Annotated in this window: 18 protein-coding genes; 11 read left to right on the plus strand and 7 right to left on the minus strand. The window is 55.6% G+C overall.

The genetic code is table 11. The annotated features are described in order from the left end of the window. The first annotated feature begins 63 nt into the window (after nucleotides 1-63). From H8F21_RS11445 to H8F21_RS11495, 11 genes are all read left to right on the plus strand, one after another. Entirely contained in the window at nucleotides 64-384 is a 321-nt protein-coding gene (locus H8F21_RS11445) for a hypothetical protein (RefSeq protein ID WP_203584363.1), read from the plus strand. A gap of 672 nt (nucleotides 385-1056) precedes the next feature. Continuing rightward, the gene (gene zorA1, locus H8F21_RS11450; RefSeq protein WP_203584364.1) at nucleotides 1057-3249 is read left to right on the plus strand and encodes a type I Zorya anti-phage system protein ZorA1; all 2193 of its coding nucleotides are present in this window, start codon (nucleotides 1057-1059) and stop codon (nucleotides 3247-3249) included. A 13-nt stretch (nucleotides 3250-3262) separates the two neighbouring features. Then, complete coding sequence (gene zorB1, locus H8F21_RS11455) at nucleotides 3263-4006, plus strand: type I Zorya anti-phage system protein ZorB1 (RefSeq protein ID WP_203584365.1); 744 nt, start codon at nucleotides 3263-3265, stop codon at nucleotides 4004-4006. Then, nucleotides 4003-5631 (plus strand): type I Zorya anti-phage system protein ZorC, encoded by a 1629-nt coding sequence (zorC, locus tag H8F21_RS11460; RefSeq protein WP_203584366.1) that lies wholly within the window; start codon nucleotides 4003-4005, stop codon nucleotides 5629-5631. Before zorB1 ends, zorC begins: the two co-directional genes overlap by 4 nt. Further along, complete coding sequence (gene zorD, locus H8F21_RS11465; protein ID WP_203584367.1) at nucleotides 5631-8879, plus strand: type I Zorya anti-phage system protein ZorD; 3249 nt, start codon at nucleotides 5631-5633, stop codon at nucleotides 8877-8879. Before zorC ends, zorD begins: the two co-directional genes overlap by 1 nt. Before the next feature lie 457 nt (nucleotides 8880-9336). Next, a complete protein-coding gene (locus tag H8F21_RS11470; protein WP_203584368.1) occupies nucleotides 9337-11814 on the plus strand; it encodes an HsdM family class I SAM-dependent methyltransferase in 2478 nt (825 codons plus the stop codon). Next, nucleotides 11805-13040 carry a restriction endonuclease subunit S gene (locus H8F21_RS11475; protein ID WP_203584369.1) on the plus strand — a complete coding sequence of 412 codons (1236 nt, stop codon included), beginning with the start codon at nucleotides 11805-11807 and terminating at the stop codon, nucleotides 13038-13040. Before H8F21_RS11470 ends, H8F21_RS11475 begins: the two co-directional genes overlap by 10 nt. Next, nucleotides 13037-14446: a DUF262 domain-containing protein gene (locus H8F21_RS11480; RefSeq protein WP_203584370.1), complete on the plus strand. Its 1410-nt coding sequence runs from the start codon at nucleotides 13037-13039 to the stop codon at nucleotides 14444-14446. The genes H8F21_RS11475 and H8F21_RS11480 overlap by 4 nt, the downstream gene beginning before the upstream one ends. Beyond that, nucleotides 14439-16412, plus strand: coding sequence for a DUF262 domain-containing protein (locus H8F21_RS11485; RefSeq protein WP_203584371.1), 1974 nt, complete (start codon nucleotides 14439-14441; stop codon nucleotides 16410-16412). The genes H8F21_RS11480 and H8F21_RS11485 overlap by 8 nt, the downstream gene beginning before the upstream one ends. Nucleotides 16413-16431: 19 nt before the next feature. Continuing rightward, nucleotides 16432-19584 carry a type I restriction endonuclease subunit R gene (locus tag H8F21_RS11490; RefSeq protein WP_203584372.1) on the plus strand — a complete coding sequence of 1051 codons (3153 nt, stop codon included), beginning with the start codon at nucleotides 16432-16434 and terminating at the stop codon, nucleotides 19582-19584. Next, nucleotides 19584-20300 carry a M48 family metallopeptidase gene (locus H8F21_RS11495; RefSeq protein ID WP_203584373.1) on the plus strand — a complete coding sequence of 239 codons (717 nt, stop codon included), beginning with the start codon at nucleotides 19584-19586 and terminating at the stop codon, nucleotides 20298-20300. Before H8F21_RS11490 ends, H8F21_RS11495 begins: the two co-directional genes overlap by 1 nt. Before the next feature lie 292 nt (nucleotides 20301-20592). Here the strand turns inward: H8F21_RS11495 and radC are convergent, their stop codons facing one another. The 7 genes from radC to H8F21_RS11530 all read right to left on the minus strand — a co-directional run bounded on the left by radC (nucleotide 20593) and on the right by H8F21_RS11530 (nucleotide 26532). Next, nucleotides 20593-21090, minus strand: coding sequence for a RadC family protein (radC, locus tag H8F21_RS11500; protein ID WP_203584374.1), 498 nt, complete (start codon nucleotides 21088-21090; stop codon nucleotides 20593-20595). A gap of 47 nt (nucleotides 21091-21137) precedes the next feature. Further along, entirely contained in the window at nucleotides 21138-22064 is a 927-nt protein-coding gene (locus H8F21_RS11505) for a recombination directionality factor (protein ID WP_203584375.1), read from the minus strand. Nucleotides 22065-22142: 78 nt separating this feature from the next. Continuing rightward, nucleotides 22143-23144, minus strand: a complete 1002-nt coding sequence (locus H8F21_RS11510) for a YqaJ viral recombinase family nuclease (RefSeq protein WP_203584376.1) — start codon at nucleotides 23142-23144, stop codon at nucleotides 22143-22145. Between the two features lie 81 nt (nucleotides 23145-23225). Next, entirely contained in the window at nucleotides 23226-24194 is a 969-nt protein-coding gene (locus tag H8F21_RS11515) for a DUF932 domain-containing protein (RefSeq protein ID WP_203584377.1), read from the minus strand. Between the two features lie 95 nt (nucleotides 24195-24289). Further along, nucleotides 24290-24616 (minus strand): hypothetical protein, encoded by a 327-nt coding sequence (locus H8F21_RS11520; protein ID WP_203584378.1) that lies wholly within the window; start codon nucleotides 24614-24616, stop codon nucleotides 24290-24292. A gap of 259 nt (nucleotides 24617-24875) precedes the next feature. After that, nucleotides 24876-25523: a HEPN domain-containing protein gene (locus tag H8F21_RS11525; protein ID WP_203584379.1), complete on the minus strand. Its 648-nt coding sequence runs from the start codon at nucleotides 25521-25523 to the stop codon at nucleotides 24876-24878. Between the two features lie 133 nt (nucleotides 25524-25656). Then, complete coding sequence (locus H8F21_RS11530) at nucleotides 25657-26532, minus strand: WYL domain-containing protein (protein ID WP_203584380.1); 876 nt, start codon at nucleotides 26530-26532, stop codon at nucleotides 25657-25659. Nucleotides 26533-26540 lie beyond the last annotated feature (8 nt).

The raw sequence follows: 26540 nt of genomic DNA on the forward strand, positions 1-26540 counted from the left end.
AATTTCCTATTTTCTGACTGGCTGATTGCCACTACAGTGGTGCCCTTTTACTAGGAGGGCACCATGGCATCAGTGATTGAAGTGACTAAGGATGTGATTTACGAGCTGTCAGGCGAGAAGGTAAACATCCCGGCAGATTTGATTGTTCAGTCTTCATTTGAGTTGGTGGAGGCTCCCAGATTCAAGGGGGGTGGTGAAACCTATGCAACGTTGTTCACCGGGACTACCCGGGCTGGGGCTGTCGTATGGCGTGTCACGACTGATTACGGCTTCTCAACTCCAACCGTCGACGCTGTCGAGTTGGTAGAGTGCCCTGAAGGTATCGAGATTATTCAGAGCTTAGCTATTGAGATCGTAGACATCGGTGCAGACGTTGATGGATAGTGACTGCCCCAATCCCAACATACTGCCGAACTACAGCGCTTCAACGCGCTGGTAGGCTCGTATTCAGCAGGGGCAACATATTCACAACCGTATATGGGCTTGTCTGTAGCAACGGTCATTCAGCGGCTTGGTCGACATCCCGGTAATTCGTGCTAATACCCGCATAGTGACGAGCTGGCTGTACAGGCCGAGGTCTTCTATAGAGCTAGCTGCCTCTGCAAATCGGCTACCAAGGGCTTTGATGATGGCGATCATAATCGGATCATAGTTCGAGAATTGTCTGAGTAGAGCCAGAGTTTTCGACTCTAATCCAAATGTAAGGGGCTGGAGGGAGTCGGTGGCTTTGTAACGTGGTCTATGAGCGCGCACCCGATAAGCCAGGCAGATATCTCAGATCAGGAATCCACTGATCGCGTCCAGCTTTACGACGATCAGGGCTCAGGCTAAGGTGGTAGCATAATGACATGATGTTTCTGGCATTTGTCTACGGAAGGTTCTTGATCAGCTGTAGTGATACTACCGCCTTTCCATTCCGAATTTGTTGTGCCCTGAAAAACGCGTACCGAGCAAGGTGCTGTCATAGATCGCCAGCAGGATTGGCAATTGACGCATCAATGTGGGTGTTGCAGGCGTCCCGAACATCAAAAAATTGCTAAATTGAAGGCGGAAAGTATGGATTTTTCGACGCTGTTGCATCTATGGAGTGCAGCAAGCTCCGAGCAGCTGATCGCACCCAAAATGGTAGTTGGCTTCGTTTTCATTTTATGCGCTTGGTACTTTGTCCGTTATTTTTGTCGATCCTTCAAACTTAGCAGTCAGCTGAAAAGTCTCACTAAACGCGTGCAGGGTGTGAAAGCGCTCGGCCCGTCTCAACGGCGCTCTGAGTTGGAGCGTCTGTTCAGTGGCACCAAGCTGGAGCACTCCTGGCGTGAGTACGCTGAAACGCTGCACGATCAGTTCGAGCTCAAGGAAGGCGAACAGGTACTTGTCCGATCGCGAGCCACCGCCGGAGCTGCGCACTTCTTCTCACCGCAAAGTGTGGTTGATACCCCGCTGGGGACCGAATTCTATAAACACCTGCCTGGTATTTTGACCGGCATCGGGATTGTCGGAACTTTCTTCGGCTTGATGCTAGGTCTTCAGCACTTTGACCCGAGCACGCCTGAACAGGTTAACGCCAGCGTCGATAAGCTCTTGAAAGACGTGCTGTTCGCCTTCATCGGCTCTTTCATTTCAATCATGGCCTCCATCGCCGTCACGCTCACTGAAAAGTGGCGTCTGGGGCACTGCTACAAGCTGCTTGAGGCATTCAACGAAACAGTCGATGGGCTTTTCGACAGTGGTGTTGGTGAGGAATACCTGGCTGAGCTCGTGCGTTCAAGTGCTGAAAGTTCGGTGCAAACACGTCAGCTAAAGGACAGCCTGGTTACTGATCTGCGGGAAATGTTACAGAACCTCGTTGATACCCAGGTCCGTGAAAGCCTCAAATTGGCAGATACCTTGTCAACGACGTACCGTGACTCTGGGCAGCTGTTGGCCGATCAGGTGAGCGGTGCGATCGAGAACAGCCTCAAGTCGCCGCTTGAAGCCATCGCGGGTGCAGTGCAGGCCGCCAGTGGCGATCAGTCCGGGCAGGTACAGAACCTGCTTCAGGATGTTCTGGTTGCCTTCATGAGCAAGCTGGAAGGTACGTTCGGCCAACAGTTCAATGGCCTACACGAGTTGATGGGCCAGTCAGTTGCTGCCATGCAGTCGATGCAGCAAGGCTTCTCGACCCTGATCCAGGATATGCGTTCGGCTAGCGAGTCCTCGAATCAAAGCAGTTCGGCCATGATTGCCCAGCTACTGGCCGATATGCAGGCAGGACAAAACGCCATGCAAGCGGGGATGAATGAGATGCTCGCCAATCTTCAGGCTTCGGTTGCCCGTATCGGCAACGAAGGGGAGGGGGCTGGCGCTCGAATGGCCGAGCAACTGGAGAAGCTGTTCGCTCAAAGCGAGGCTCGCCAACAGGCAATGGCTGAGAATCTCCAGGCTTTTGTCGAGTCGATCAAGCAGAGCATCGGCCAAGGCCAACAGGAAACCATGGCCAAGATTGCAGGCTCTGTCGAGGTGCTGGGTGATCAGCTCTCGGCCGTCTTCAAGCAACTGGAGCATGGTCAGCAGCAGATGGATAAATCCACCCGTGCCGCCCAGGCTGACTTGCACCAAGGTACCCGCGACCTGGTGGGTGGCCTCGACGAGCAGGTCAAGGCTTTGCTGCAGACGGTTTCCGAGCAACAGAAGTCTGCCCAGGACACCGTCAATGCATTGAGTGCCCAGACTGAGCAGCATCTGCAAAGTATGCAGCTGGGTGCGGATAAGATGCGGGCGGCGGCTGAGCGATTTGAAACCGCCGGACAAAGCGTTGCTCGAGCCAGTGAGTCGACTGCTGGTCTGATGGGCACAGTCCAAGGCGCAGGGGCTGAGCTTGCGCAGGCGTCGCGTGAGCTGAACACCGTTGTCGCGGACTACCGGAACAATCGTGAAGCGGTAGCGAAAACGCTCGCTGTCATCGAAGGGGTCGTTGCCAGTGCGCAAGGGGAAGCCAGCGGTCGCAGCCAATATCTCCAGGACCTGAAGGTTCAGAGCGAGCGGATGCAGGCGCTTAACCGCGAAGTGTATGAATACCTCGAAAACATCAGTGGTGTGCTGGGTAACGGCTTCAAGGAATTCGGTGAAGGCATGGACCGGGCGTTGAGACAAACCTTGGGTAGCCTCGACACCGAGCTCGATAAAGCAGTCAAGAGCCTCGCTGGCGGTGTGGAAGGGGTCAAGGAAAGTCTCGAAGACTTCAGCGACATCATGGAACGCATCAGGCGGTAACGGAGGCTAGTCGATGTTTGGTAAGCAAATGCCTTCGGTTGCCCGTTCCAAGGACGAGGGAGAGAAGCCTTTCTGGATTTCCTTCGCTGATTTGATGACCGCGATGATGATTTTGTTTCTTGTGGTCATGGTGGCGGCTTTGAGTTCCGTGACGCAGCGTATCAACCAGGCGGAGCAGGGGGAGAAGCAGCGTAGCAAGGACATCAGTCAGATTTGTGAGCACCTGAGCCTCAAAGCGAAGACTGCCAGCAAGACCATCGTCGTGGACTGCAAGGACAACCGGATCAGTTTCGGCGATGCTGGCCGTTTCGGGCATAACCAGTACGCGCTGAGCAGCGATGGCCAATCGGCACTTCAGGAGGTCGTGCCTATGATTCTGGACGCGGCTAACAGTGAAGAGGGGCGTAAGTGGTTCAAACAGGTTGTGATCGAGGGCTCGACCGACACCGACGGCTCCTACCTTTATAACTTGCACCTGTCGCTGCAGCGTTCGGAGTGGGTGATGTGCAGCTTGCTCGATAGTCGCAGCCCGCTCCAGGTCGGTTTGTCGCCAGAGCACCAACAGCAGATCAGATCGACGTTTCTGGCGGGCGGCGTGTCGTTCAACAACGCAAAGGACACCAAGGAAGAAAGCCGGCGAGTGGAGTTGCGTATGCAGTTCTTTGGCTTGAAGGAGAAGGAGGGCAATCTCAAGCCTGATGTGCCGGTGTTCACTAACACTGATGTGGAAAAATGTCAGTTGGCGATGAATCGATGACCAGCTCAATCGTGAGGCTTTCCGCCGCCATTAGCCACAGTCTGTCAGCTCATCGCACGGCGCTGGCCCCAGAACCGTTGGAGCGTTTCCCCCGTCTGGCTGCTGCGGGGGGCGATCTTTACGAGCGATTCGAGCGCGCTGAAAAGGCCTTGCCGCCCCCCGAAGAAAAGCGCCGTGCTGCGATAAGCAAGTTTCGCAATGTACTGCCACTCAACGCCTCGGAATGGCGCTTGGTGTTCGCCGGTCTTTCAGACAAGAGTGAGCGAGTCGGGCCAATACTGGACGATGATCAGCTTTACGCCCGGGTGCACGAAGAAGTGCATCAGCGTATCGAAAAGCGAAGGCTGAGCCGCCGGGATTGGTTGGCGCTGTGCTTCAGCTACTTTGGTTACGACGCCGCTACGCCTGCCCAGAACGCCAATTGGTGCCTGTTGCGCGAAGATGTCCAGCTCGGTTTCGAATGTGTTAGAGACCAGCAAAAGCGCGAGAAGGAATGGGTACAGATCGTTCAGCAACATCAGGAGCTTTTCTCCGAGCAGGCAGGTGCCAGGCTGGGTGACCAGATGTTCAAGGGTGAAATCAGCGACCTTTCGGCATTGCAGACGATTGCGCAGATCCCTGACAGCAGTTGGCTGTGGCGCAGGATTTTTACCGTACTGATTTCTCGCATTTTCATGCTGGATGACGCTGAGTTCTCTCTGCGCTTGGCCGACCTGATCGACATCGGCCGGCAGCACCCGCGGTACATGAACGACATCCTGAGTGCATGCCTGTCGCGTTACCACTTGGCAGCTTATCGAGAGAAGCCGTCGTCGCTGCTCAAACAACGCGCGCTCGACAATTGGGGCAGCCCACAGATCCGCTCCAGACAAAACAGCTGGCTGCAGTATGTCGATAAAGACGTCTGTGCGATGGTCGTGGCATGGTTCGCGAAGGAAGATCTGGAGCACTTCTTCAACTTGTTGAAGGGAGACTCCGAGGTTGATCAGTCGCGATTGTATTACTGGCTAAGATTTGCCAACCAAATGAGCTACACCCGGATCGTCATGGGCTCGGATGCCTGGAATGACCGCGGGCAGGACTTTGTCCATTTCCGTGAGAAGAACAAGGGGCGCTTGAGCAAGCTGGTCGGTGGTCCTGGGCACAACAATGCCGTTGTCATGCAGATTGGGGACTACTTTTTCGTGGAGTTTTCTGGAACGGGTAATGCCTGCTTTGTGTACAAAGCGGACGATTCGCCGTTTAACCCAGACAAATTCCAGCTTGAACTCGCCAAAGAACTCAAGCAGCGCCATCGAACGATAGAGTGGATGATTCATTCACCTGCGCCTGGCCGCCCAGACCGCATCGAGGGTTGGCTAAGCAAGTTCGATGACAAGCTCGGAAAATTGGGCATTCGCGTTCAAACTCAGGCCGGAGCGTCAGGAGCAACCAAACCGATCGCTTTTGAAGACCAGGTCCGTGACGCCTTGAAGTCGGTCAAGCACAAGGTCTATGACCAGCGCGGGCGCGGTGGTGCGTTTCAGGTCCAGCTTGATGACAATGATCTGGCGGCCGTTGCTACTCTCCAACGCCTGGGTTTCAAGCCCGTCAACCACCAGCCACTCCGGTTCTGGAGACAGTAATGCTCAAGCGTTTGCTCAAAGGCATTGGCCTGCAGCCGAATTCGGCGTTAGAAAATACTGAGCCTGTTTTTTCCGTTGAGGAGCAGGGCATTTGTTATCCCCTGAGCTTGGCGGAGAATACGGAGTCCTGGCCGCTGGCAAGTTATCTGGACCAGTTGGAAGAAGAGGAGTTCGTCTCTCAACTCAGCGATCGCTGGTTGCTGACGTGGGATGAGCTGTACCGGCTGCTGGATGAGCCAGAGCACGTAACAAGTTTGCCTCTATTGGGGTTGCCGCCACAGACAGCCCTCATCCCTCAATTGAGCAGCCAAGGCAGCCTTGCCTCCGACGATTTCAAAGTCTCCGTCAGTGGCTGGCGTGACCCGCAGTCCAATGCCAATGTGCAAGTGCAGCGTACGGGGGCCATCGTTCATTATCACGGAAACACGGAAATTCTGCCTGAGGTGTCCTGGAAACTGACCTGTGCGGTACGACAACTTTATCTGGCACAACAAAATGAGCCAGGTGAAGTAACCAACCAGATCGGCTGGGCCAGCATCAGAAAGCTGGCGCGCAAGGCGGGTGCCGGTATGGATGGCTTCTTGGATAAGACCGTCGTTGTTAAACCTGAAAGCCTGCGGCTCAATCCGCGGAAATCGACCGTAGGTGATACCCCGGTTATTGAGCTGCAACCTAGCTTCGAAGGTCAGCCAGCAAACTGGCTTGAGAGTTTCGACGGTGCCAATCAGGTTCAGGACCGATATCGGGTGACCGGTGATGATGGATCGTTGACCCACGTCCTGATTGAGCCTGAAGTCAAATCTGTACTGGACTATGTGCGCTCGTTGCCCGGGCGTCGGGTCGCTGGGGATGATGCTCTTTCCTTCGTCCGCAACCCTTACAGCGCACTCGGCGATAGTGCCGCACAAGTGCTGGATGCGCAGAGCTATGAAGACGAACTGGCCGAGGCCGGGATTTTCTTTCACCGCTTTCATCTGGAGCCCAAACTGGATGAAGCGGGGCGGCACATTGAGCAGGTAAACCTGACGCTCGAACCCATCTCGCCAACCCCGCAGCCGCCCATCGAAGTTGAATTCAAAGCGGCTTATGAACTCGCGCCGTTCGTGCATGAGTTGCAGCTGAAATTGGCCGCTGGCATGCCGGCCGGTTTCTGGCAGGGCTATGAACTGGAGCTTAGCGATTTTGATTTACGCCAGCTGGCGGGTATCAACGACCTGCTTAAGCGTTGGCAAAACGAAGCGGCGGGTATCGAGTTCGACTCCGTCCTGGACCTGTCGCTATACGGCGACCGAGTGACGGGCATCGGGGAAGCGGAAAAAATTACTTCGCCATTCCTGGTCAAAGAGGCGACCGAGAACTGGCTGCCGAAGGATGTGGCGGCGCTGGGCATTGATGCAGAAATTCTTGGGCGCTGGGATCCTTCCGACCGTGCTCAATTTGAAGCGTTTGAGCAGCGGCTGGACGAAGCTCGCGCTGCCGGTGATGAAACAGTCTGTTTGCCAGAGTCCGAAACACCGCTGTCGATTGCCGCGGCCGAGCAACTGTTTGATGCCTGGTCGAAGAAGATCGCCCCTGTCGAGACCAGCCTGGTCCAGCAGCAGGAGAAGGTTGGCCGCGCCGTACTGCAAATCGGCCACAACATTGACGAGCCGACCTACGTTCAGATTCGCCAGGCAGCCTTGCGCGCCGCTTTGGACGCGACGCCAGAGTTGCCCGGCTTGCTCAAGCCTGAGGTCGTATTGCGTGAGCACCAGCTTCAAGGCGTCGCGTGGTTGCAGCATTTGTTCCGCTTGTCCCCCACGGACGTATCAGGTTGCTTGCTCGCTGATGACATGGGGCTTGGAAAAACGATCCAGTTGCTCACCTTCCTGGTCTGGTACCTGGAAAAGTATCCACAAGACAAGCCGACACTGATCGTCGCCCCGGTTTCGTTGCTTGATAACTGGGAGCGTGAGCTTCACCGGTTCTTCTTCGCTGACGCACTGCCAGTGCTGAAGCTGTATGGCTCAGCCTTGAGTGCAGTGAAGTTCAAGAAGGAAGAAATCCCTGCGGACTTGAAAGCAAAAGGCATTAAGAACCTGCTGCGCCCAGGTTGGATGGGCGATGCCCGAATCGTCCTGACGACTTACGAGACACTGCGTGATCAGGAGTTTTCCCTGGCGCGCCAGCAATGGTCCATCGTTGTGTGTGACGAAGCTCAGAAGCTGAAGAACCCAGCTGCACTGGTGACTCAGGCGATCAAAGCCATTCCGGCTAGATTTCGAGTGGCGTGTACCGGTACGCCCGTCGAGAACACGCTGATCGATCTCTGGTGTCTGTTCGATTTCATTCAGCCAGGTTTTCTGGGCGGTTTGAACCAGTTCGGTCGCGAGTATCAGCGCCCTATCGAAGCCGCATTGGAGCGCGATACGGTTGCACTGGAGCGCCTCCGAGGTCTTATCGAACCGCAGACTTTGCGCCGAACCAAGCAAGACATTGCCAAAGACCTGCCTGCCAAAATCGAAGACATGGCATGTCGTTCACTTAGCATGCATGCCTTGCAGCGCAATCTGTACCTGTCGGAAATATCCGCGTACAGCCAGAAGCAGCAGATCGAAGAAGAGCTCGATCAAAAGACCTCCGGCATGCTTGGGTTACTGCACAAGCTCAAGCTGATTTGCGCCCACCCGTATAGCGTCCAGCCAGACAAGCGATTGCGTGACAACTCGCCGAAGCTGCAGTGGTTGATGCAGACGCTTGAGTCGATCAAAAGAGCTGGAAACGGTGACAAGGTCATCGTCTTTACCGAGTTGCGTGATATCCAGCGGGAGTTGCAGCACTCGATCCAGGAGCATTTCGGCTTTCGGGCAACCGTTATCAACGGCGATACCAGTACCAGCAGCCAGAGCGCCAATAGCCGACAGAAGCTGATCGACCAATTCCAGGAGCTGCCGGGCTTCGCCGTCATTATCCTGTCCACTATTGCGGTCGGGTTTGGGGTGAACGTGCAGGCGGCCAACCACGTCATTCACTTCACCCGTTGCTGGAACCCGGCCAAGGAAGATCAAGCGACGGATCGGGCCTATCGGATTGGGCAAGAGAAGGATGTGTATGTGTACTATCCAACGGTTCGGGATGCGACGATGCCGACGTTCGAAGCAACGCTGGATGAGTTGCTGAGTAAGCGACGAGCGTTGGCGCGGGATATGTTGAGTGGGGCTTCGGACATCCAGGCTTCGGATTTTGAGGCGTTGCTGAAAACGCGATGAGGCCCGATTTGGTAGAAATCAATGTTCGGCGATATGTCGATTATGGGTACAGGTACGTTCATCCGCGCGTTTGCAAATATGCAAGAAACAGCGTGCTGGCGCTTGCCTCGCGCATTAGCGTCAGTACCATCTGAGTGGATTATTTACCTGTGCGCACGTCCAGTGTTGGCACCGAAAGCTCAGCGGCTTACTGTGCGCGGAATCCAGAGCGACCGCCCGCCGACTACGACACCATGGGTCATTCACTGGTTATATGGGACAGGGACCAAAAATAGGGTCGATATGCTGGCCCGATGAAACCGAAGTCGATAAGGTTCGCTAATTAGCCGCAGGTAAAGCTTCCGCTTCGCTACAGATATCTGTCGCCCCCCTGTCTGGCGCTCGTGCCCTTGGCAGTTACCGAGGGCGCAACAGGCGTCGCCTGCGCACTTACTCTTTACCCCAGTCAGGATTGCCAATGGCTATCAAGAAATCCGATCTTTACTCTTCCCTCTGGGCCTCGTGTGACGAGCTGCGCGGTGGGATGGATGCCAGCCAGTACAAGGACTACGTCCTGTTCATGCTGTTCATCAAGTACATCTCCGACAAGTACGGCAATTCGGATGACTTCGCGCCGCCGGTCAACATCCCGGCGGGAGCCAGCTTCAAAGACATGATCGCCCTCAAGGGTAAGGCCGACATCGGCGACAAGATCAACACGCAGATCATTCAACCGCTGATCGACGCCAACGCCCGGCTTGCGCGCAGTGACTTCCCCGACTTCAACGACCCAAACAAGCTCGGCGAAGGCGATGCGATGGTGCAGCGTCTGACCAACCTGGTGGCTATCTTCGAGAAGCCTGAGTTGGATTTCTCGAAAAATCGCGCTGAGAACGATGACATTCTCGGCGATGCCTACGAATACCTGATGCGTCATTTCGCCAGCGAAAGCGGCAAGAGCAAGGGGCAGTTCTACACCCCGTCCGAGGTCAGCCGCGTCATCGCCCAAGTCATCGGCATCAGCCCGACCAATGCCGTGGCCAAGACGAGTGTCTATGACCCGACTTGCGGCTCAGGTTCGCTGTTGCTGAAAGTGGCCGACCAGGCGGGTACGCACATCACCCTGGAAGGGCAGGAGATGGACGTGACCACCGCCGGTCTCGCTCGCATGAACATGATCCTGCACGACTTCCCGACCGCCAACATTCTGCAGGGCAACACACTGTCCACGCCCAAGTTCAAGGATGGTGAGCAGCTGCGTACCTATGACTACGTAGTGGCCAATCCGCCGTTCTCGGTCAAGAGCTGGAGCGTCGGGTTGACGCCAGCCAATGACCCCTATCAGCGCTTTGCCTGGGGCGAGCCACCGGCCAAACAGGGCGATTATGCCTTTTTGCTGCACATCATTCGTTCGCTGAAAAGTACCGGTAAAGGCGCCTGCATTCTGCCCCACGGTGTACTGTTTCGCGGCAATGCCGAGGCAGTGATCCGTGAGCAACTGGTGCGTTCCGGCTACCTCAAAGCCATTATCGGCCTGCCGGCCAACCTGTTTTTCGGCACGGGTATTCCCGCTTGCATCCTGGTGTTGGACAAGGAAAACGCTAGTGCGCGCAAAGGCATTTTCATGATCGATGCCGCCAAGGGCTTTATCAAGGACGGCCCGAAGAACCGCCTGCGCGATCAGGATGTGCACAAGATCGTCGATACCTTTATCCGGCTGGATGAAAGCGACTCGCGCTATGCCCGCATGGTGACCTTCGACGAAATCAGCGACCCGAAGAACGACTTCAACCTCAACCTGCCGCGTTACATCGACAGTACCGAACCTGAGGATATTCAGGACATCGACGGCCATTTGCGCGGTGGCATTCCCGAGCGTGATATCGACGCCTTTGACAGCTACTGGCAGGTGATGCCAGCGCTGCGCGCGGCGTTGTTCAAGCCGGCCAGCCATCCCGGTTACTTTGAGCTGGTCAGCCCTGAGGTGAAATCGGTCATTTTCGGCCATCCGCAGTTCAATGCCTTCAAAGCAGGCGTGGATAAGCTGTTCAACCAATGGCTGGCGGACAGCACCCCTCAGTTGAAAAGCTTTGCAGTCAACAGCCACCCTAAAGAGCTGATTGCCACACTGTCCGAAGACCTGCTCATTGCCTTCGCCAAAGCACCCTTGCTCGACCATTACGACATCTATCAGCACCTGATGGACTACTGGGCCGAGACCATGCAGGACGACTGCTACCTGATCAGTGCCGACGGCTGGAAGGCCGCCGCTAAAGCGCGTGAAATCCTCAAGGTAAAGGATAAGAGCAACAAGCTGGGTTGGGCTGAGAAGCATGACTACTGCCAAGGCAAGCGCCGCTTCAAGTCGGACCTGATTCCGGTCGAGATTCTGATTGCCCGCTATTTCATGGCCGAGCGCAACGCTATTGAAGGCCTTGAAGCCCGGCTTGCCAGCGTTGAGCAAAGCATGAGTGAAATGCTTGAAGAGCACAGCGGGGAAGATGGCTCGCTCAGCGAAGTGGTCGAAGGCGAGGGTGACAAGCAGAAGGTCACCGCCAAAGCGATCAAGACACGCCAACGCGAGATTGGCATGGATCCGGATTATGAGGATGAGTTCAAGGTGTTGGCCGAATACGACGCCTTGATTGATCAGCAAAGCAGCCTTAAGGCCAAGCTCAAAAAGGCTGAGGAAGACCTCGAGAACAAGATCCACGCGAAATACCCGCTGCTTGGCGAGGACGAGATCAAAAGCTTGGTGGTGGATGAAAAGTGGGTCGCCACCCTGGCCGCTGCCGTACAGGGCGAACTCGACCGAGTCTCTCAGACTCTGACCGGACGCATCCGCGAGCTGAGCGAGCGCTACGCCACACCGCTGCCACAGCTCACCGATGAAGTGGCCATGCTTGCCAGTCGTGTGGAAGAACATCTGAAAAAGATGGGGGCGGTATGGCAGTGAAGGCGGGCTATAAGAAAACGGAAGTGGGGGTAATTCCAGATGATTGGGATGTCTCTACGGTCGGAGCAGAATTCGAAATTAAACTCGGCAAGATGCTTGACTCGGAAAAGAACGTCGGAGTACCTAAGCCCTACCTAGGTAATAAATCGGTTCAGTGGGGGCGAATTGACCTCAGTGACCTTCCAACTGTTCCGATGACTCGTGCAGACCTTGAAAAATATCGCCTTCGAGATGGTGATTTGCTGGTGTGCGAAGGTGGTGATGTCGGTCGTGCTGCGCTTTGGAATTCGCCGTTGGAGGAATGTTATTACCAGAAGGCCCTTCACCGTTTGCGACCCCTTCGCGGTTTCGATTCACGGCTCATGGTCGAGTTACTTCGTCAGTGGTCTGATCGTGGACTGCTCGCGAATTATGTAACTCAGACCAGCATCGCGCATCTTCCCCGTGAGAAGTTCATGGGAGTACCTATGCCTGTTCCTCCCGTCCCAGAACAACGTGCCATCGCGACGGCATTGAGCGATGTGGATGCGCTGCTGAGCGCGTTGGAGCAGCTTCTCGCCAAGAAGCGCGACCTCAAACAGGCCGCCATGCAACAGCTCCTCACCGGCCAAACCCGACTACCCGGTTTCCACGGAGAGTGGGAGTTTAAGGCACTTGGCGACCTCGCAGATATTCGGAGCGGCGGCACGCCAAGCACTGCAGAGCCGAAATTTTGGGATGGAGAGGTCCTCTGGTGTACTCCGACCGATATCACGGCACTCAAGGGACGTAGATATTTGTTTGAGACTAGTCGCAGAATCACTGAGCTTGGGCTGAAATTCAGCTCGGCAGAGAAAATTCCTGCTAACTCAGTCGTTATGACATCGCGAGCCACAATCGGCGACTGCGCTATCAATACCGTTCCGGTTTCTACGAATCAGGGGTTTAAGAATTTCGTTCCGTTTCATTATGTAGACGTAGACTTTCTCTATTATCTGCTCACGACGCAAAAGCAGGGATTCATCAGTCTCTGTGGAGGCAGCACATTTCTTGAAATCGGAAAAGGGCAGCTCGTTACATATGAAGTTCGGCTCCCGCTCGACAAAGGCGAACAAACCGCCATCGCCGCCGTGCTGTCCGATATGGACGCCGAACTGGAGGTATTGGAACAGCGCCTAACCAAAACCCGCACCCTCAAGCAAGGCATGATGCAAGAGCTGCTAACCGGAAGAACCCGACTGCTATGACCAACCTGAGCATGGAAGCGACTAAACTGCTGCGGACCACTGAGCTCTCCAGCAAGATCATCAGCGTTTACGAACTGCTCATGGATTCTGCGCTGGATATTCCCCGGTACCAGCGCCCCTACAAGTGGACCGGCAAGAACATCAATCAACTGTTCTCCGATATCGCCATCCATAAGGACAAGTCGGCTTACCGCCTGGGCACTATTGTGTTTCACCACGAAGGTGGGACCAGGAACATCGTCGATGGCCAGCAGCGGACCATAAGCCTGCTGCTGGCGGTCCGTGCGCTGATCCAGCGGAACAAAGAAGAAAAGCTCAAACGCAAAGACCTGCAGGAGCGCTTGCTCAAACTTGAACAAGCGATGGTGAACCCAAGCTTTACCAGCGAGATCTCGCAGAAGAACATCCACAGCAATTACCTTGAGGTGGCCCGCATTGTTTCCCGTGCGGACTTCACCGAGGCGCATATCGATTTCTTCCTGAACAAGTGTCAGGTCGTTGCCGTGGCGCTGAACGATGTGTCGGAAGCCTTCCAGTTCTTTGACTCGCAGAATGCGCGGGGCCGGGACCTGGAACCCCATGATCTGCTCAAGGCTTACCATCTGCGTGAGTTCAGCCCGCGTGACGAGCAGTTGAAGGCGGCCACGGTGGCGCGCTGGGAAAACAGTGATACCGATGAGTTGGCCACGCTGTTTTCGCAGTACCTGTACCGCATCCGCAGTTGGTCGAAAGGGGTTTCGGCGCGTTACTTCAGCAAGGACGACAGTGACTTATTCAAGGGCGTAAACATCGACACGGTGACCAGCTACCCCTATGTGGAGCAGCTGCGTATCGCCCACCATTTTGTCGATAACTACAACGGGCAGTACGAGCGCAAGATCGACTCGCGCGAGCTTGGTTTTCCCTTCCACCTGGATCAGATCATCATCAATGGCCGGCGCTTCTTTGAGCTGATCAGCCACTATCAGGGCAAAGTGGCGCGGATCAGCGCCGAGTCTTGGAACGGACATGAGCTGGTGGGTGCTGAAGGGCTCGATGGCTATGCGCAAACCATCATGAAAACCCTCAATAGCTACCCGGCAAGAACCCGCACCGGCGATTGCTACGTACGGGCGATGTTCGATTGCCTGCTGATTTACTACATCGATAAGTTCGGTCACGCGGATATTTCCCGCGCCATCGAGAAGATTTTCATCTGGGCGTATAGCCTGCGCCTGAAGATGCAGGTGGTGCAGCTGGCCAGCATGGATAACCATGTGTTGGAGAACAATCTTTTCAGGTTGATCAAGGAAGCCACACGTCCCGCTGACTTTATTAACTGCACCCTGCCGGTATTGAGTGGCCAGAAGTCAACCAGAACCGGTGAGATCGAAGCTCTGTTCAAGGCGATGAAATACTATGAGTAGGGAAATCAGTCAGCTCTCCATCAAGGCGCTGCTCAGCGGTCGGGATGAGTACGTCATCCCGATGTATCAGCGCAATTACGCCTGGGAGGAGGGCGAAATCACGCAGCTGATTCAGGACGTGATCGATTACCTGCCGAAGAAGGGCGAAAACGCGCGCAATTATTACATTGGCACCTTGGTGGTGTATGAGCGCCCGGATAGCAAAACACCGGTGTTTGAAACCATTGACGGCCAACAGCGGCTGACGACCCTGTCGTTGCTGACGTCGTATCTGAAAAACACCAAGGCTGTCGAGCTTGCCTGGTATTCAAACCTGAGTATCCACTTCGATAGCCGCGAGCATTCGCGCGCAACCTTTGCGGCTATCTTCGAGAAGAAGTTCAATGACGACCCCGCAGAGGTTTTGACTAAGAAGCAGATCAATACCGGCATCCTCAATGGCTATCGCCTTATCCACAAAGTCTTGCCGCAGAAGCTGAATGAGAACGGAGTTTCACCTCAGCAATTCGCCGACTACTTGTTTGGCTACGTGCAAATCATGCGGGTGAAAGTGCCGGCGGATACGGACCTGAACCATTACTTCGAGATCATGAATAATCGCGGTGAGCAGCTGGAAAAGCACGAGGTGCTCAAGGCGCGGATGATGGAGCAGTTGCAGGGCTGCGAGCAGAGTCAGAATTGCCTGCATGCAGTATGGGAAGCCTGCGCGAACATGGAGCGCTATGTGCAAATGGGCTTCACGCCTGGCCAACGTGGCAGCATTTTTGGCGAAGGGGACTGGGGACAGTTTCAACTCGCTGACTTCGATTCGCTTCGGGCTGCACTGCACAAAACTCAGGAGGTGACTGCCCGGCAGGACACTCGCATGACTCTTGATCAGATCATTGCCAAGGTCCCGGTCGCTGCGAAGCAGGGTGAGTCAGGTGAGGAGGCGCCAGATCGCTTCAACACGGTGATTAATTTTCCCAACTTTCTGTTGCATGTACTGCGTGTCCAAACGCGAGCGGACATCCCATTGGATGACAAACGCCTGCTCGATACCTTTGAGGCTCATGTGCTCAAGCAGCCAGACCCTGTTGCGGCAGTGAAGCGTTTTACCTTTAGCCTGCTGCGTTGCAAGTATCTGTTTGACCAATATGTGATCAAGCGCGAGTTCATCAAGGGCTCGGATGGTTGGAGTCTCAAACGCTTCAAGTGGAACAAAGGTGGCGATCACAGTAGCGCCGGACGGGGGAGTTATGTGAATACCTTCGGCGAAGAGGACGGCAATGAAGGCATCAACCGCCGCATCCTGATGTTGCTGTCAGCATTTCATGTTTCTACGCCAACGCTGGTTTACAAGCACTGGCTGAATGCGGCGCTGTTTCACCTGTTTTACGCTGAGCAGATTGAGGCTCAGGTTTATCTGCGGCACATGGAGTCGGTAGCAAAGGCGTTTGTCTTTGATCGCTTTCTGGCCCAAGAGGCAGGCCTGGATTACTTTGCGATGATCTATACCAATCGGGGCGCCTGTCAGACACGCCGCGAAAGCATTGCGGCAGAGACGGTGGAGTCTCGGTTGACGTTCGGCAATATCGAAAACAACCTGATTTTCAACTTCCTGGACTATCTGCTTTGGCTTGAGCTCGGGACGAATGACAAGGTTAAATCCTATGAGTTCACCTTCCGTAGTTCGGTGGAGCATTACTACCCTCAACATCCGCTAGACGGACAGGTGCAGCTCGATGCCGACACGCTCAATTCGTTCGGCAATCTATGCCTGATCAGCCACAGCAAGAATTCTCGACTGAGCAATTTCATGCCCGCGGCCAAGAAAGAGTTTTATAAGAACAACACCATCGATAGCGTTAAACAGTATTTGATGATGGAAACAGAATCTTGGGATGCCGACGCCATACGCGCCCACTCCGAAAAAATGAATAACGTGTTGCTCAATAGCCTCGTCAGCAAACACGAATCCGAGTAAACCCTGCAGGATGCACCTGATGATTCAACAACCTCGCTCCGAACGTCGCACCCAGAATCGTATTGTGGCCTTGTTTACGGACAAGTCGCGGCCTGATTGTCTTGGATACGACTACCTGGGTGAGTGGAGCAAGCGTGGGCAAAATCGCAATATTGAAGTCGAGCTGTTGCAGGCAAACCTGAAGCAGCGGGACTACTCCGGTGCGCAAATATCAGCAGCGTTGCAAAGGCTGATGACTGCGGCTGATTCCACTGGCATCACGCTTTATCAGGCTAATTTGCGTACCTACCAGTTGCTTCGTTACGGCGTGCCAGTGCAGGTGGCTGTTGGTCAGGCCCATGAGACGGTGCATCTGGTTGATTGGGAGAATCCTGAACGCAATGACTTTGCCATTGCCGAGGAAGTGACCTTGTGCGGTGGCCATGAGCGCCGCCCTGATTTGGTGATCTACCTGAACGGTATCGCTATCGGCGTGATTGAGCTCAAGCGCAGTTCGGTTGAGGTGGCCGATGGCATTAACCAGCTGATCACCAACCAGGAGGAAATCTTCAACAAGGGTTTCTTCAGTACAGTGCAGTTGGTCTTCGCTGGCAGTGACTCTCAGGGCTTGCGCTACGGCACGGCGACTACTCGCGCCGAGTTCTTTGTCGAGTGGAAGGCGTCTTCCCTGAACGCTGGGCCTGAAGAGCTGAATACCCTGCGGGAGATGCCTGCTCGCTACCAAGTGCTAACGGGTGCAGAAGTGCCACAGTCTGGTTATTTGCTGGACGACCCGCTGGCGCAGATGTGCGAGAAGTCTCGTTTACTCGATCTGATTCGCAACTTCATCATCTTCGATGCGGGTATCAAGAAGGTGCCGCGCCCTCATCAATACGCTGCAGTGAAGGCCGCGCAGGAGCGGGTTCGGCGTAAAGAGGGTGGGGTTATCTGGCATACCCAAGGCAGTGGTAAGAGCATTCTGATGGTGCTGATCGCCAAGTGGTTGCTGGAGCATGATCCTGAGGCGCGCATTCTGGTCATCACGGATCGCGATGAGCTGGACAAGCAAATATCCGGGGTGATGCGTAATGCCGGGGTAATCGGCAACGACTCGCCCTCGCCACGTATTACCTCCCGTGCCGATCTTGTGCAGAAGCTTTCCGCTACCTCGCCGCGCTTGCTCTGTGCGCTGTTGCACAAGTTTGAGCCAGATCTGAGCGTGCCGCCACCGCCCATGCATGGGCGCTTCTATGTATTTGTGGATGAATGCCACCGCACCCAAGGCGGTGACATGAACAAGCAAATGAAGCAGTGGCTGGCCAATGCCCTGTTTATTGGCTTTACTGGTACACCGCTGCTGCGCAAGGACAAACAGACTACGCGCGATGTGTTCGGCACTTACATCCACACCTACAAATTCCACGAAGCCGTGGCGGACAAGGTGGTGCTGGACCTTAAGTATGAAGCACGCGACGTACCGCAGCGTTTGACCTCGCAAAAGGCCATCGATGCCTGGTTCGAGCAGAAAACCAAAGCATTGAACAACTACCAGAAGTCGATCTTGCGCAAGCGCTGGGCGACCATGGAAGCGCTTATGAGTGCCGGCGAGCGCAAGCAGCGCATCATCGCCAGTATCATTGAGGACTTCAGCCTGAAGCCGCGGCTGAATAACGACCGGGGTACCGCCATTCTGGTGGCAGCCAGCATCTACGATGCCTGTCATTACTTCCGCTTGTTTGAGACCACATCGTTTGGCCCTTACTGCGGCATCATTACGTCCTATGAGCCGAACCACAACGCGATCTCCCGCGAGCCCGCACAAAGCGATGAGCGCTATAAGTTTGATACCTATACGCAGTACGTACTGAAGCCCGGTCAGACCACCACCGTTTATGAAGAAGAGACCAAGCGTCGCTTCATTGAGGAACCGGCCAACCTGAAGCTACTCATCGTGGTCAGCAAGCTGCTGACTGGCTTCGATGCACCCAGTTGCTCCTACATCTATCTGGATAACGAGCTGCGGGACCATAACCTGTTCCAGGCAATTTGCCGCACCAACCGACTCGACGGCGATGATAAGGACTTTGGCTATATCGTCGACTTCAAAGAGCTGTTCGGCGACGTGCAAGATGCCATTTCGGTGTACACCTCTGACGAGTTAGATGTCGACGCAGGTAGCGGGGGCAATAACAACGTTGAGCTGAAGAATTGGCTGGTCGAAGGGAAGAAGCAACTGGACGCTGCCCGAGAGGCATTGAGCTATTTGTGCGCCCCCGTGGCGCCGCCACGGGAGGTTGAGCAGTTTATCCATTACTTCTGTGGTTCTGCCGCTAACGCCAATGGGCTGGATGAGACCGAAGCACTGCGGGTGTCCTTCTACAAGACGGTGGCTTCATTTGTGCGGGCGTTTGCCGATTTGGCGCAGAACCTCACCGAAGCTGGTTACTCGGCTGCTGAAGCGGGAAGGCTGCAAACTGAGGTGCAGTTCTATGCAGACCTGCGTGAGGCGATCAAGAAACATTCCGGCGAAGAGTTGGATATCAAGCCATTCGAAGCGGACATGCGGCATCTGCTCAATACTTATATTCAGGCAGACCACGCCGATCCGATGAGCACGGTCGATAATTTTTCGCTGGTTGAATTGATCGTTCAGACTGGCGTTCACGATGCCATCGCCAAAAAGCTCAACGCCAAAGGCAACCTCTCCAAGGGGGCGATTGCCGAAGGCATTATCAACAACGTGCGCAAGACCATCATTCGTGAACAATTGACAGATCCGAAGTTCTACGAGGGTATGTCGCAGTTGCTTGAGGATCTGATCAAACAGAGTCGTGAAGATGCTGCCGCTTACGAGGAGTTTTTGCGCAAGGCCGAGGCGCTGGTCAGACAGTTGGGGCAGAAAGGACCAGGAAACTCTCCGGAAGCACTTAACGGCCACAGGGAAGCTACTGTGCTTTTTAACAACCTCGACAGAATTGCAACGACCACCTTCCAGTGCCCGATGGATGAAGAGGCAAAGGTGAAACTGGCTTTGGATATTGATCTGGCGATGCGCGGATCGGCCCCTTCATCCTGGCGAGGAGACCCTGCGCGGGAAGCGCAGGTTCTTAACGCGCTGTTCCCTTTGATGGGGCGTGACCGTGTAGCGACCTCGGCAATATTCGAGATCATCAAGAACCAACAGGGCTATTGATGAGCGAGATTATTGAGCTGGGCGATATTTCAATTTCGGTGACCAGGAAAGACATCAAGAATGTCCACCTGAGTGTGCACCCGCCCGAGGGGCGGGTAACGTTAGTTGCCCCAACAAGCACGCGGCTTGAAGTCGCTCGGGCTTATGCTATTTCCAGGCTGGGCTGGATTCGCGAGCAACAGAGCAAACTGGAGGCGCAGGCGCGTGAAGCGCCGCGTCAGTTTGTGGAAAGAGAAAGCCACTATGTTTGGGGCCGACGTTACCTGATGGTGGTTAACCACCAAGACGCCAAGCCATCGGTGGTGCTCGACCACAAACGCATCACCTTAACTGTTCGCCCCGGCAGTGATGCGCATAAGCGCGCCGAAGTGATACACGAATGGCAGAAGCTGCAACTGCACGCCGTGGTGCCAGTGTTGATCAGGAAGTGGGAGCGCAAGCTGAAGGTTAAGGTGGCTGGTTATTACCTGCAGCGGATGAAAACCAAATGGGGTAGCTGTAACCATCAAGCAGGGAACATTCGACTGAACACCGAGTTGGTGAAGAAGCCGAAAGACCTGCTTGAGTACGTGATCGTCCACGAGATGGTTCACCTGCTTGAGCCCACCCACAATGAGCGCTTTATCTCCATCCTCGGGGAGCATTTTCCAACCTGGCGCGAGGCCCGCGCCGAGTTGAATGAGTTGCCGCTGGCTGCGGAGGTTTGGAAAGAGTGACGCTGCTTAAGCCCTCAAACCAGCGCTCCACAGCCGTCAGCGAAAGCCACCTCCAACGCTTCTTTTTTTCTTGGATCGCTATAAATCGGAAGGACCTGCCACGTTTCTCACTTAACCAGTTACCTGTGGACGTCAACCACCAAGGACTTTGGTGATGGCGGCGATGGTGTCGGTAGCAGCCGACGCTGAGCAATAGTGCTGAATGCAAACAAAAAATAAGTGGCTGGGAGGGGGGCGATGACCGCCCTAGCATCAGCCAAGGGCAGTCAAGCGGATGGTGTGAGCCTAAGATTTACAGATAACCCCGTTCGGCCAATGACACGCAGCCTTCAACGCCCACGACGACATGATCCAATAGTCGGGTGCCGACCATGTTCAGAGCGTTCTTGAGGGTGGAAGTCAGGGTATGGTCGGCTTGGCTGGGTTCGGGATCGCCCGAGGGATGGTTATGGACCAGGATCACGGCCGCAGCGTTGTGCTCCAGAGCGATCTTGACCACTTCCCGTGGATACACGCTGGCACCATCCAACGTGCCTCGGAACAGTTCTTTGAAAGCAATAACTCGGTGCTTGGTATCGAGCAGGAGCAAAGCAAAGACTTCGTGCTCATGGTATTGCAGCAGTGTTTGTAGATGGCTGAATACTTGCTTCGGCTCAGTCAAGGCCCGGCCTTTAGACAGCCGGCTCATCGCCAGTTGTTGTGCCATCTGCAGGATGTCAGCTTCGGTGACCGGGGATTCCATGACATAGGTACCGGTATCTTCACCGGCTCTGAGCTTGTGATATTTCATGGGTACTCTCCTGAGTTGGAAGACCTTGGGTTATGTTGGAAGTTTGATCAGTGGGCGCGAACGGAGTGGTCACTGCCGCTTTGGAGGGATTTAGATTCCAGCTTTTGTGCCAGTGAGGTTTTGGCCGGGGCCGCTGGTTTTAGTGCTGCTTCTTCCTTGCCGGGCTGACCTTCAGTTGCGGGAAAGAATTCCTCGACGATGGCGCCGTTGTCCTCCTCACTGTCTTCAAAGGCCCCATTGTTAAAGCCCTGCTGGGCCGCGTGATCCAAGGCGCTCTGATCAAAGCCCGAAGCTTGGCGGGTTTCCTCCAGCTGATTGGCTGCCAGTAAGGCATCTTCAATACTCAGGCCGTTGCGAACCGTGATGTCCACGTAGAAGATCGGCGTGCCATGGCTCTGCCGGGTGGACTTACCGCGCAGGCGTAGCTCCAGTGGCAGGCAGGCCAGGCGATTGCCGGAGATAGCCTGGAAATAATGCAGGCGTGCCACCAGGGTGCGGATGCTGTTGAAACCGGTGGTTCGAAATACAAAGCTGCCCAGCGGATCATCGTCGCCGATCACCACGTTTAGCCGGCCGTAAGGCTTGCAGGCATTGCCTTGGGCCAGTGAGCAGCCATCCGGTGAAGGGCAGGGCAGCGACTGGATGCCGTCCTTGGTCAAACGCTTGCAGGTGTCCCCATTGCCGACGCACAGCGGCCGGCCGGTGTTACGGTCGAACAGGCTGTAATCCGCGCGAAAGTTCAGGTCCGGCTCGTTGAACAGTAAACGGATCGGAATGCTGCGCAATTTACCATCCTGGCCATTGCGCAGTTCCTCATTGAGCGGGTGCAGCAGCCAGCCGTCGCGGCTTTGTACCTGCGAGGTGATGGTAAATTGATCATCTTTCTCCGGCAGTCGTTTGCCGTTTTTCTCGACGACCTTGCCGATGGAAATACGCCCGAGTAGAGGAGGGGTGATCACTAAACCTTTGAGCATGGTGGTTTTCCTTGGTCTGGAAATAAAAAAGCCACTAGGACGTAAATGGTCCTAGTGGCTTGGGTGACGAGGAATGGTTCAACTGATCAGAAAGCGGCGACTGCCAGTTTTGATCTTGGGGTAGCGGGCCTGCAGGTAGGGTTTATCCTTGAGCATCTGTTCGACATCCAGACCAATGCTGTCCTTGGGCTTTTTCCAACTGATGTAGCCCTCGGTAAACTCCGCACGGGTGGCTGCCCCCATGGCCTGCTGCAGGACTTGTTTGAGCTGCGCCTCACGCGTCTCCTGCTGAGCAATGCTCTGGCGAACAGCCTTTAGCTCCAGGTAGGTGCTGGCCAACTCCGTGTGCTGACTGAAGTCCAGGGTCTCACCGTTGTCCTCGGGATAGAGGCAACGCAATGCCGCCTCTGCCGAGTCCGTGCCATCGGCCGGTGGCGGGGTGTCACTGACCACGTAATCCCAGAACAGCCGCTCCAGGTCGATCAGCCGAGCAATAAGTGACTCGTCGCGTTCGATGCGATGGATCTCCAGATGCTGACCACCAAGCAGCACCGCGACATCGGCCGCTTGTTTGCCCGTCACGGCCAACTGGTGCATGACCTGCAACTGTATATACTCCGGCACGCCCTCTTTCCAAAGGCGCGCACCGTTTATGCCAGCAGTTTTACATTCGATGATCTGCACATCGTCAGCGCCGATAACCTCGCGGTCGATGTTGGCCAGCATCCAGGGCAGTTTTGGATCTGGATGCTGCAGCACGGCATTGATACGTCGTACTCGGTTGCCGCTGCGCTTGCTGTAATGCCAGGCGACGATGGGCTCCAGTACATTGCCCCAGTAGGCTGGGCCTTCTTCATCCTGCGGGTCCAGCTTGGGCAGTGACGTATCACGGCCGGTTTTCTCCAGCCACAGTTCCAACTGCGACTTGTGGGGATTCAGGCCGACCGCGGCGGCTGCATCCGAGCTGCCGATGCCCTGTTTGCGTACCGCTAGCCAATCTACATGAGGTAACTCTTTGGTGCTGATCAGGCGCAGTGCCGGGCGAGACCTGCCGTTGCTGCTCATCGGAGTAGCTTTCATAGCGTTCACCTTGCGGACATAAAAGCCCCCGACCAGCGGCAAGGCTGATCGGGCTTTATGGGGGGGAAAGACGTTAAACGATCAGGCGACCAGTTGCAGGGCTGTGTCCAGGGCGCGTTGCTTGATCTGCGCCCCTTGACCGAACCAGGCCGAGTCCATGCGGTATTCATTGCTGCGGGCGCGGCGTTCGTGGTCGACGTACTCGGTCACCGCGTTGAGAAGACCCCAGACGGTGCCGCTGGCAGAGACCAGCTGACTACCACGGCCACGGCCTTCGTACAGCTCTTGGACCTTGCGCAGAGCACGTTCGTTGGGCAGTACTTCCGGTAATGTGGAGGTCGGATTGGTTTCGCACAGCACGTTCATGAAGAAGCCCAGCGCTTCATGCCATTGCACCTTGCGCTCGGCCAGTGCACGCATACGGTACATAAACTCATCCCACTGGGAGACGGCGATGCCAAGTTGCGTCTTAACTGCCTTCGGATCGAAACGAGTGTTGTGCGGCACTTTGATCGCCCGGCTGGTACCGTCCAGAGCGATGGTCAGGGTGTTGTTGCACACCACGCGCACGGTGGTCGGCGTTGCGGTGGTGGCCAGGGTACCGTCGCAGGAGGTCGCCAGCAGCAGATAGCCATTCACCTGGTCGTTGCCTTTGAGCGCAGCGCCTTGCCCGGTACGCGCCAGCGCCCAGAACTTGCGCCCACCCTTGAGTACGCCGGCCGTTTCCAGCTCGTAGCCAGAGACTTCGGTGAGCTCTCGGTAAAACTCCAGCACCTCGCGGGGTTGCACGGTGTGGTAGCGCTGGGAGACTACAGACAGTGGTGCCTTGGTGTCGGAGCGGAAGAGCACCTTCTGCTCCGGAAAGGAGTGGATGGCACCCAAGTGGCCGACCGTATCCGACTTGAAGTGCACGGGGCTTTCCTGGATCTGCCAGTCCATGCCAGCTTCGCGTTGCCAGACTTCGAGTGGTTGCTTCTGTGTGAGCTGATTACCCAGGCCATGCCAGGGAGCAGCGCCAGCGTAGGCCATAGTTTCGACGAGATGAGCCATGGTTGAGGTTCCTTTGGGTGCAAGCCGGCATAACGCGCCGCGCACTGCGCAGCACCGTTCCGACGATATAGATAGAAAGAAGTGGTAGGGCTAGGTCAGGCTAGGTTGAAGCGGTGGCCGCAGAGCAGGCAGAGGTTGTTGGCCAGGACGTGTCGGTCGAGCGACTCGCCCAACTGAGCGCCGAGTGCGCAGCCTCCGGCACCGCCTGCCAGGCCGCCAAGGATGGTGCCCGACAAGGACCCGAGGGTGATGCCGACTGGCCCGGCGAGCGCGCCTAGCGCTGCGCCAGCCTGACCACTGGCTAGGGCGGCGCTGACACCACGCGCAACACCGCCCACGGTGCCGATGGCGGCGCCGACTTTCATGGCGTGATGGAACGAGGCGATTTTAGGGGAGTGGCAGAGAGGGCATTGCAATGACATGGGATGAATCTCCTTGGGGGGGATGTCATTGCAGTAATGTGTGGCTGAGATTTTTTTGAATCGAAATTGGTGTATGTAGTACATGCTCTGAGGAGTGTCAGGGATGCAGCAGTGGGCGGCAAATGGTGGACTCTTGTTGCTTTGACTTCCTACAGGCAAAGCATTCGCGCATATTCAAACGCGCGTGAATGCCTTCAACTCAGTGTAAGCTGCAAGCGGAATCACTTGGTTTGTCATCGCGGGCTTGGATGTGGTCTGCCTAAGCAACCACCGGATAACAAGCATCACCCCATAGCGTTTCCGGGTTATCCAGCATCAGCAAAATAATCACCGGCACCAGCTTGCCGAGCAGGTTAGCGCAGTCACGCAGTTGATCCCGGTTGACGCTGCTGTTCCAGGTTGCGCCCCCGTGCATTACCTGGTTACGCAATGTGTAGATTCGATTGAATAGAACACCGAGTACTGCTGAGGTATTGCGGTTGGCCAACGCTTGCTGCGCTGCTCGCCGACCGCTGGCAAAGCGCTCAGTCCACTGTTGCTCGCTGATCTTGCCGTTCTGGTTATCCCAGAAGCTCTGAAACACGAAGGGGTTGTCCAGCAACGCGCGAATGCTGCCTGAGAACTCGGACCAGACCAAGTTTTCGATCAGGTTGGCCGTGTCTAGCGCACAGAGTTTGTCCAGGAACGCCTTGAACGTGGACTGCTCGGAAAGACGGAACTGCTCATCGATATCCGTGGCGTAGGCAGAGTTGAAGGCGATCCACAGAAAGATAAAGCGCCCATCAAGATCATCCGCCTGCTCGGCGCGATTCAGCCAGCTTAATGCTCGATGAACGCGCAAGGTGAGGTTGGGATGATGGCCTTCACGTTCCTGGCGGTGGCGGGTCTTGAGTGTTTGATAGTCCATGAAAGGCCAATCCTTGAGGTCGTGGGCGGTCCGTAAGCAGGCAACATGTGTATTGAAAACCTGCTTAGGTTATGGCTATTTGATACTGCTAGCAAGGCGGCCTGCATGACGGCAGGACCCGCGCCCAGGTGCGTCAGTCATTCATCAGCCACGGCCTCAACTCCTTGAGGTTGCTCACCACAATTTGCTGAGCCTCAGGGCTGGTCGCCAGGTTGCGCGGGTCGATCTGATAACGCTGCAACACATACTTCACCAACGCCCTGCGGCTGGGTACCAGCAATTGCCCTTGGGTCATGCCGAAGTCGGTTTCGATTATCGCCTTCTGCGCTTCGTTCAATCGCCCATCGGGTTTGAAGATCACCGGAACTTCGACGTTCCAGTCTTCATCCAGCTCCCGTGTGTTCGGCGATTCGTCGAGCAGGTCCGGCTGACCGCGCAGACGGCTGAGCACGAAGTCGCGGTACTGCCCGTTCTTTTCGCAGTAGGCCCGCACATGCCAGCGCATACCGGTGTACACCAGCGTGTGAGGGGCGATGAGGCGAACCTCTACGTTTGGGGTATTGAACGACACGTACTCGGTTTCCAGGCGCAGGCCTTCGCGGCAAGCCTTGAGCAAGGGGCGCAGAATCTCTGGTCGGATGGGGCGATCCGGCACTTCCAGCACCTTGGTGTGCGCATAGGCCAGTGCCAGTCCGTCGATATGAGGTGCCCGTTCATTGTTCTGGTAAAGCAGGTGCAAATAGGCGCTGGCACTGTCGTCGATGAACAGGGGTTTGAACTGCTTGCTTGGCACATACCCCTTGAGCTGCTTGTCATATGTCAAGTTTTTGGGCGCATGCTCAGTGATATAGGTATTGATGTCCTTGGACGCCTGCTGGCGGCTGATGCCAAAGCTCTGCATCAAGTGCCCCGTGGTCAGCCTGCCTTCCCACCAGGCGACAGTCTCGATCAAGCGATAGCGAAGTGCCAGGTCCCAGCGTACCTGTTCGATGGATTGCTTGCGTTTCATACCCTCTC

This window comes from Pseudomonas arcuscaelestis (assembly GCF_016881005.1).
GTDB classification, from domain to species: Bacteria; Pseudomonadota; Gammaproteobacteria; order Pseudomonadales; family Pseudomonadaceae; genus Aquipseudomonas; species Aquipseudomonas arcuscaelestis.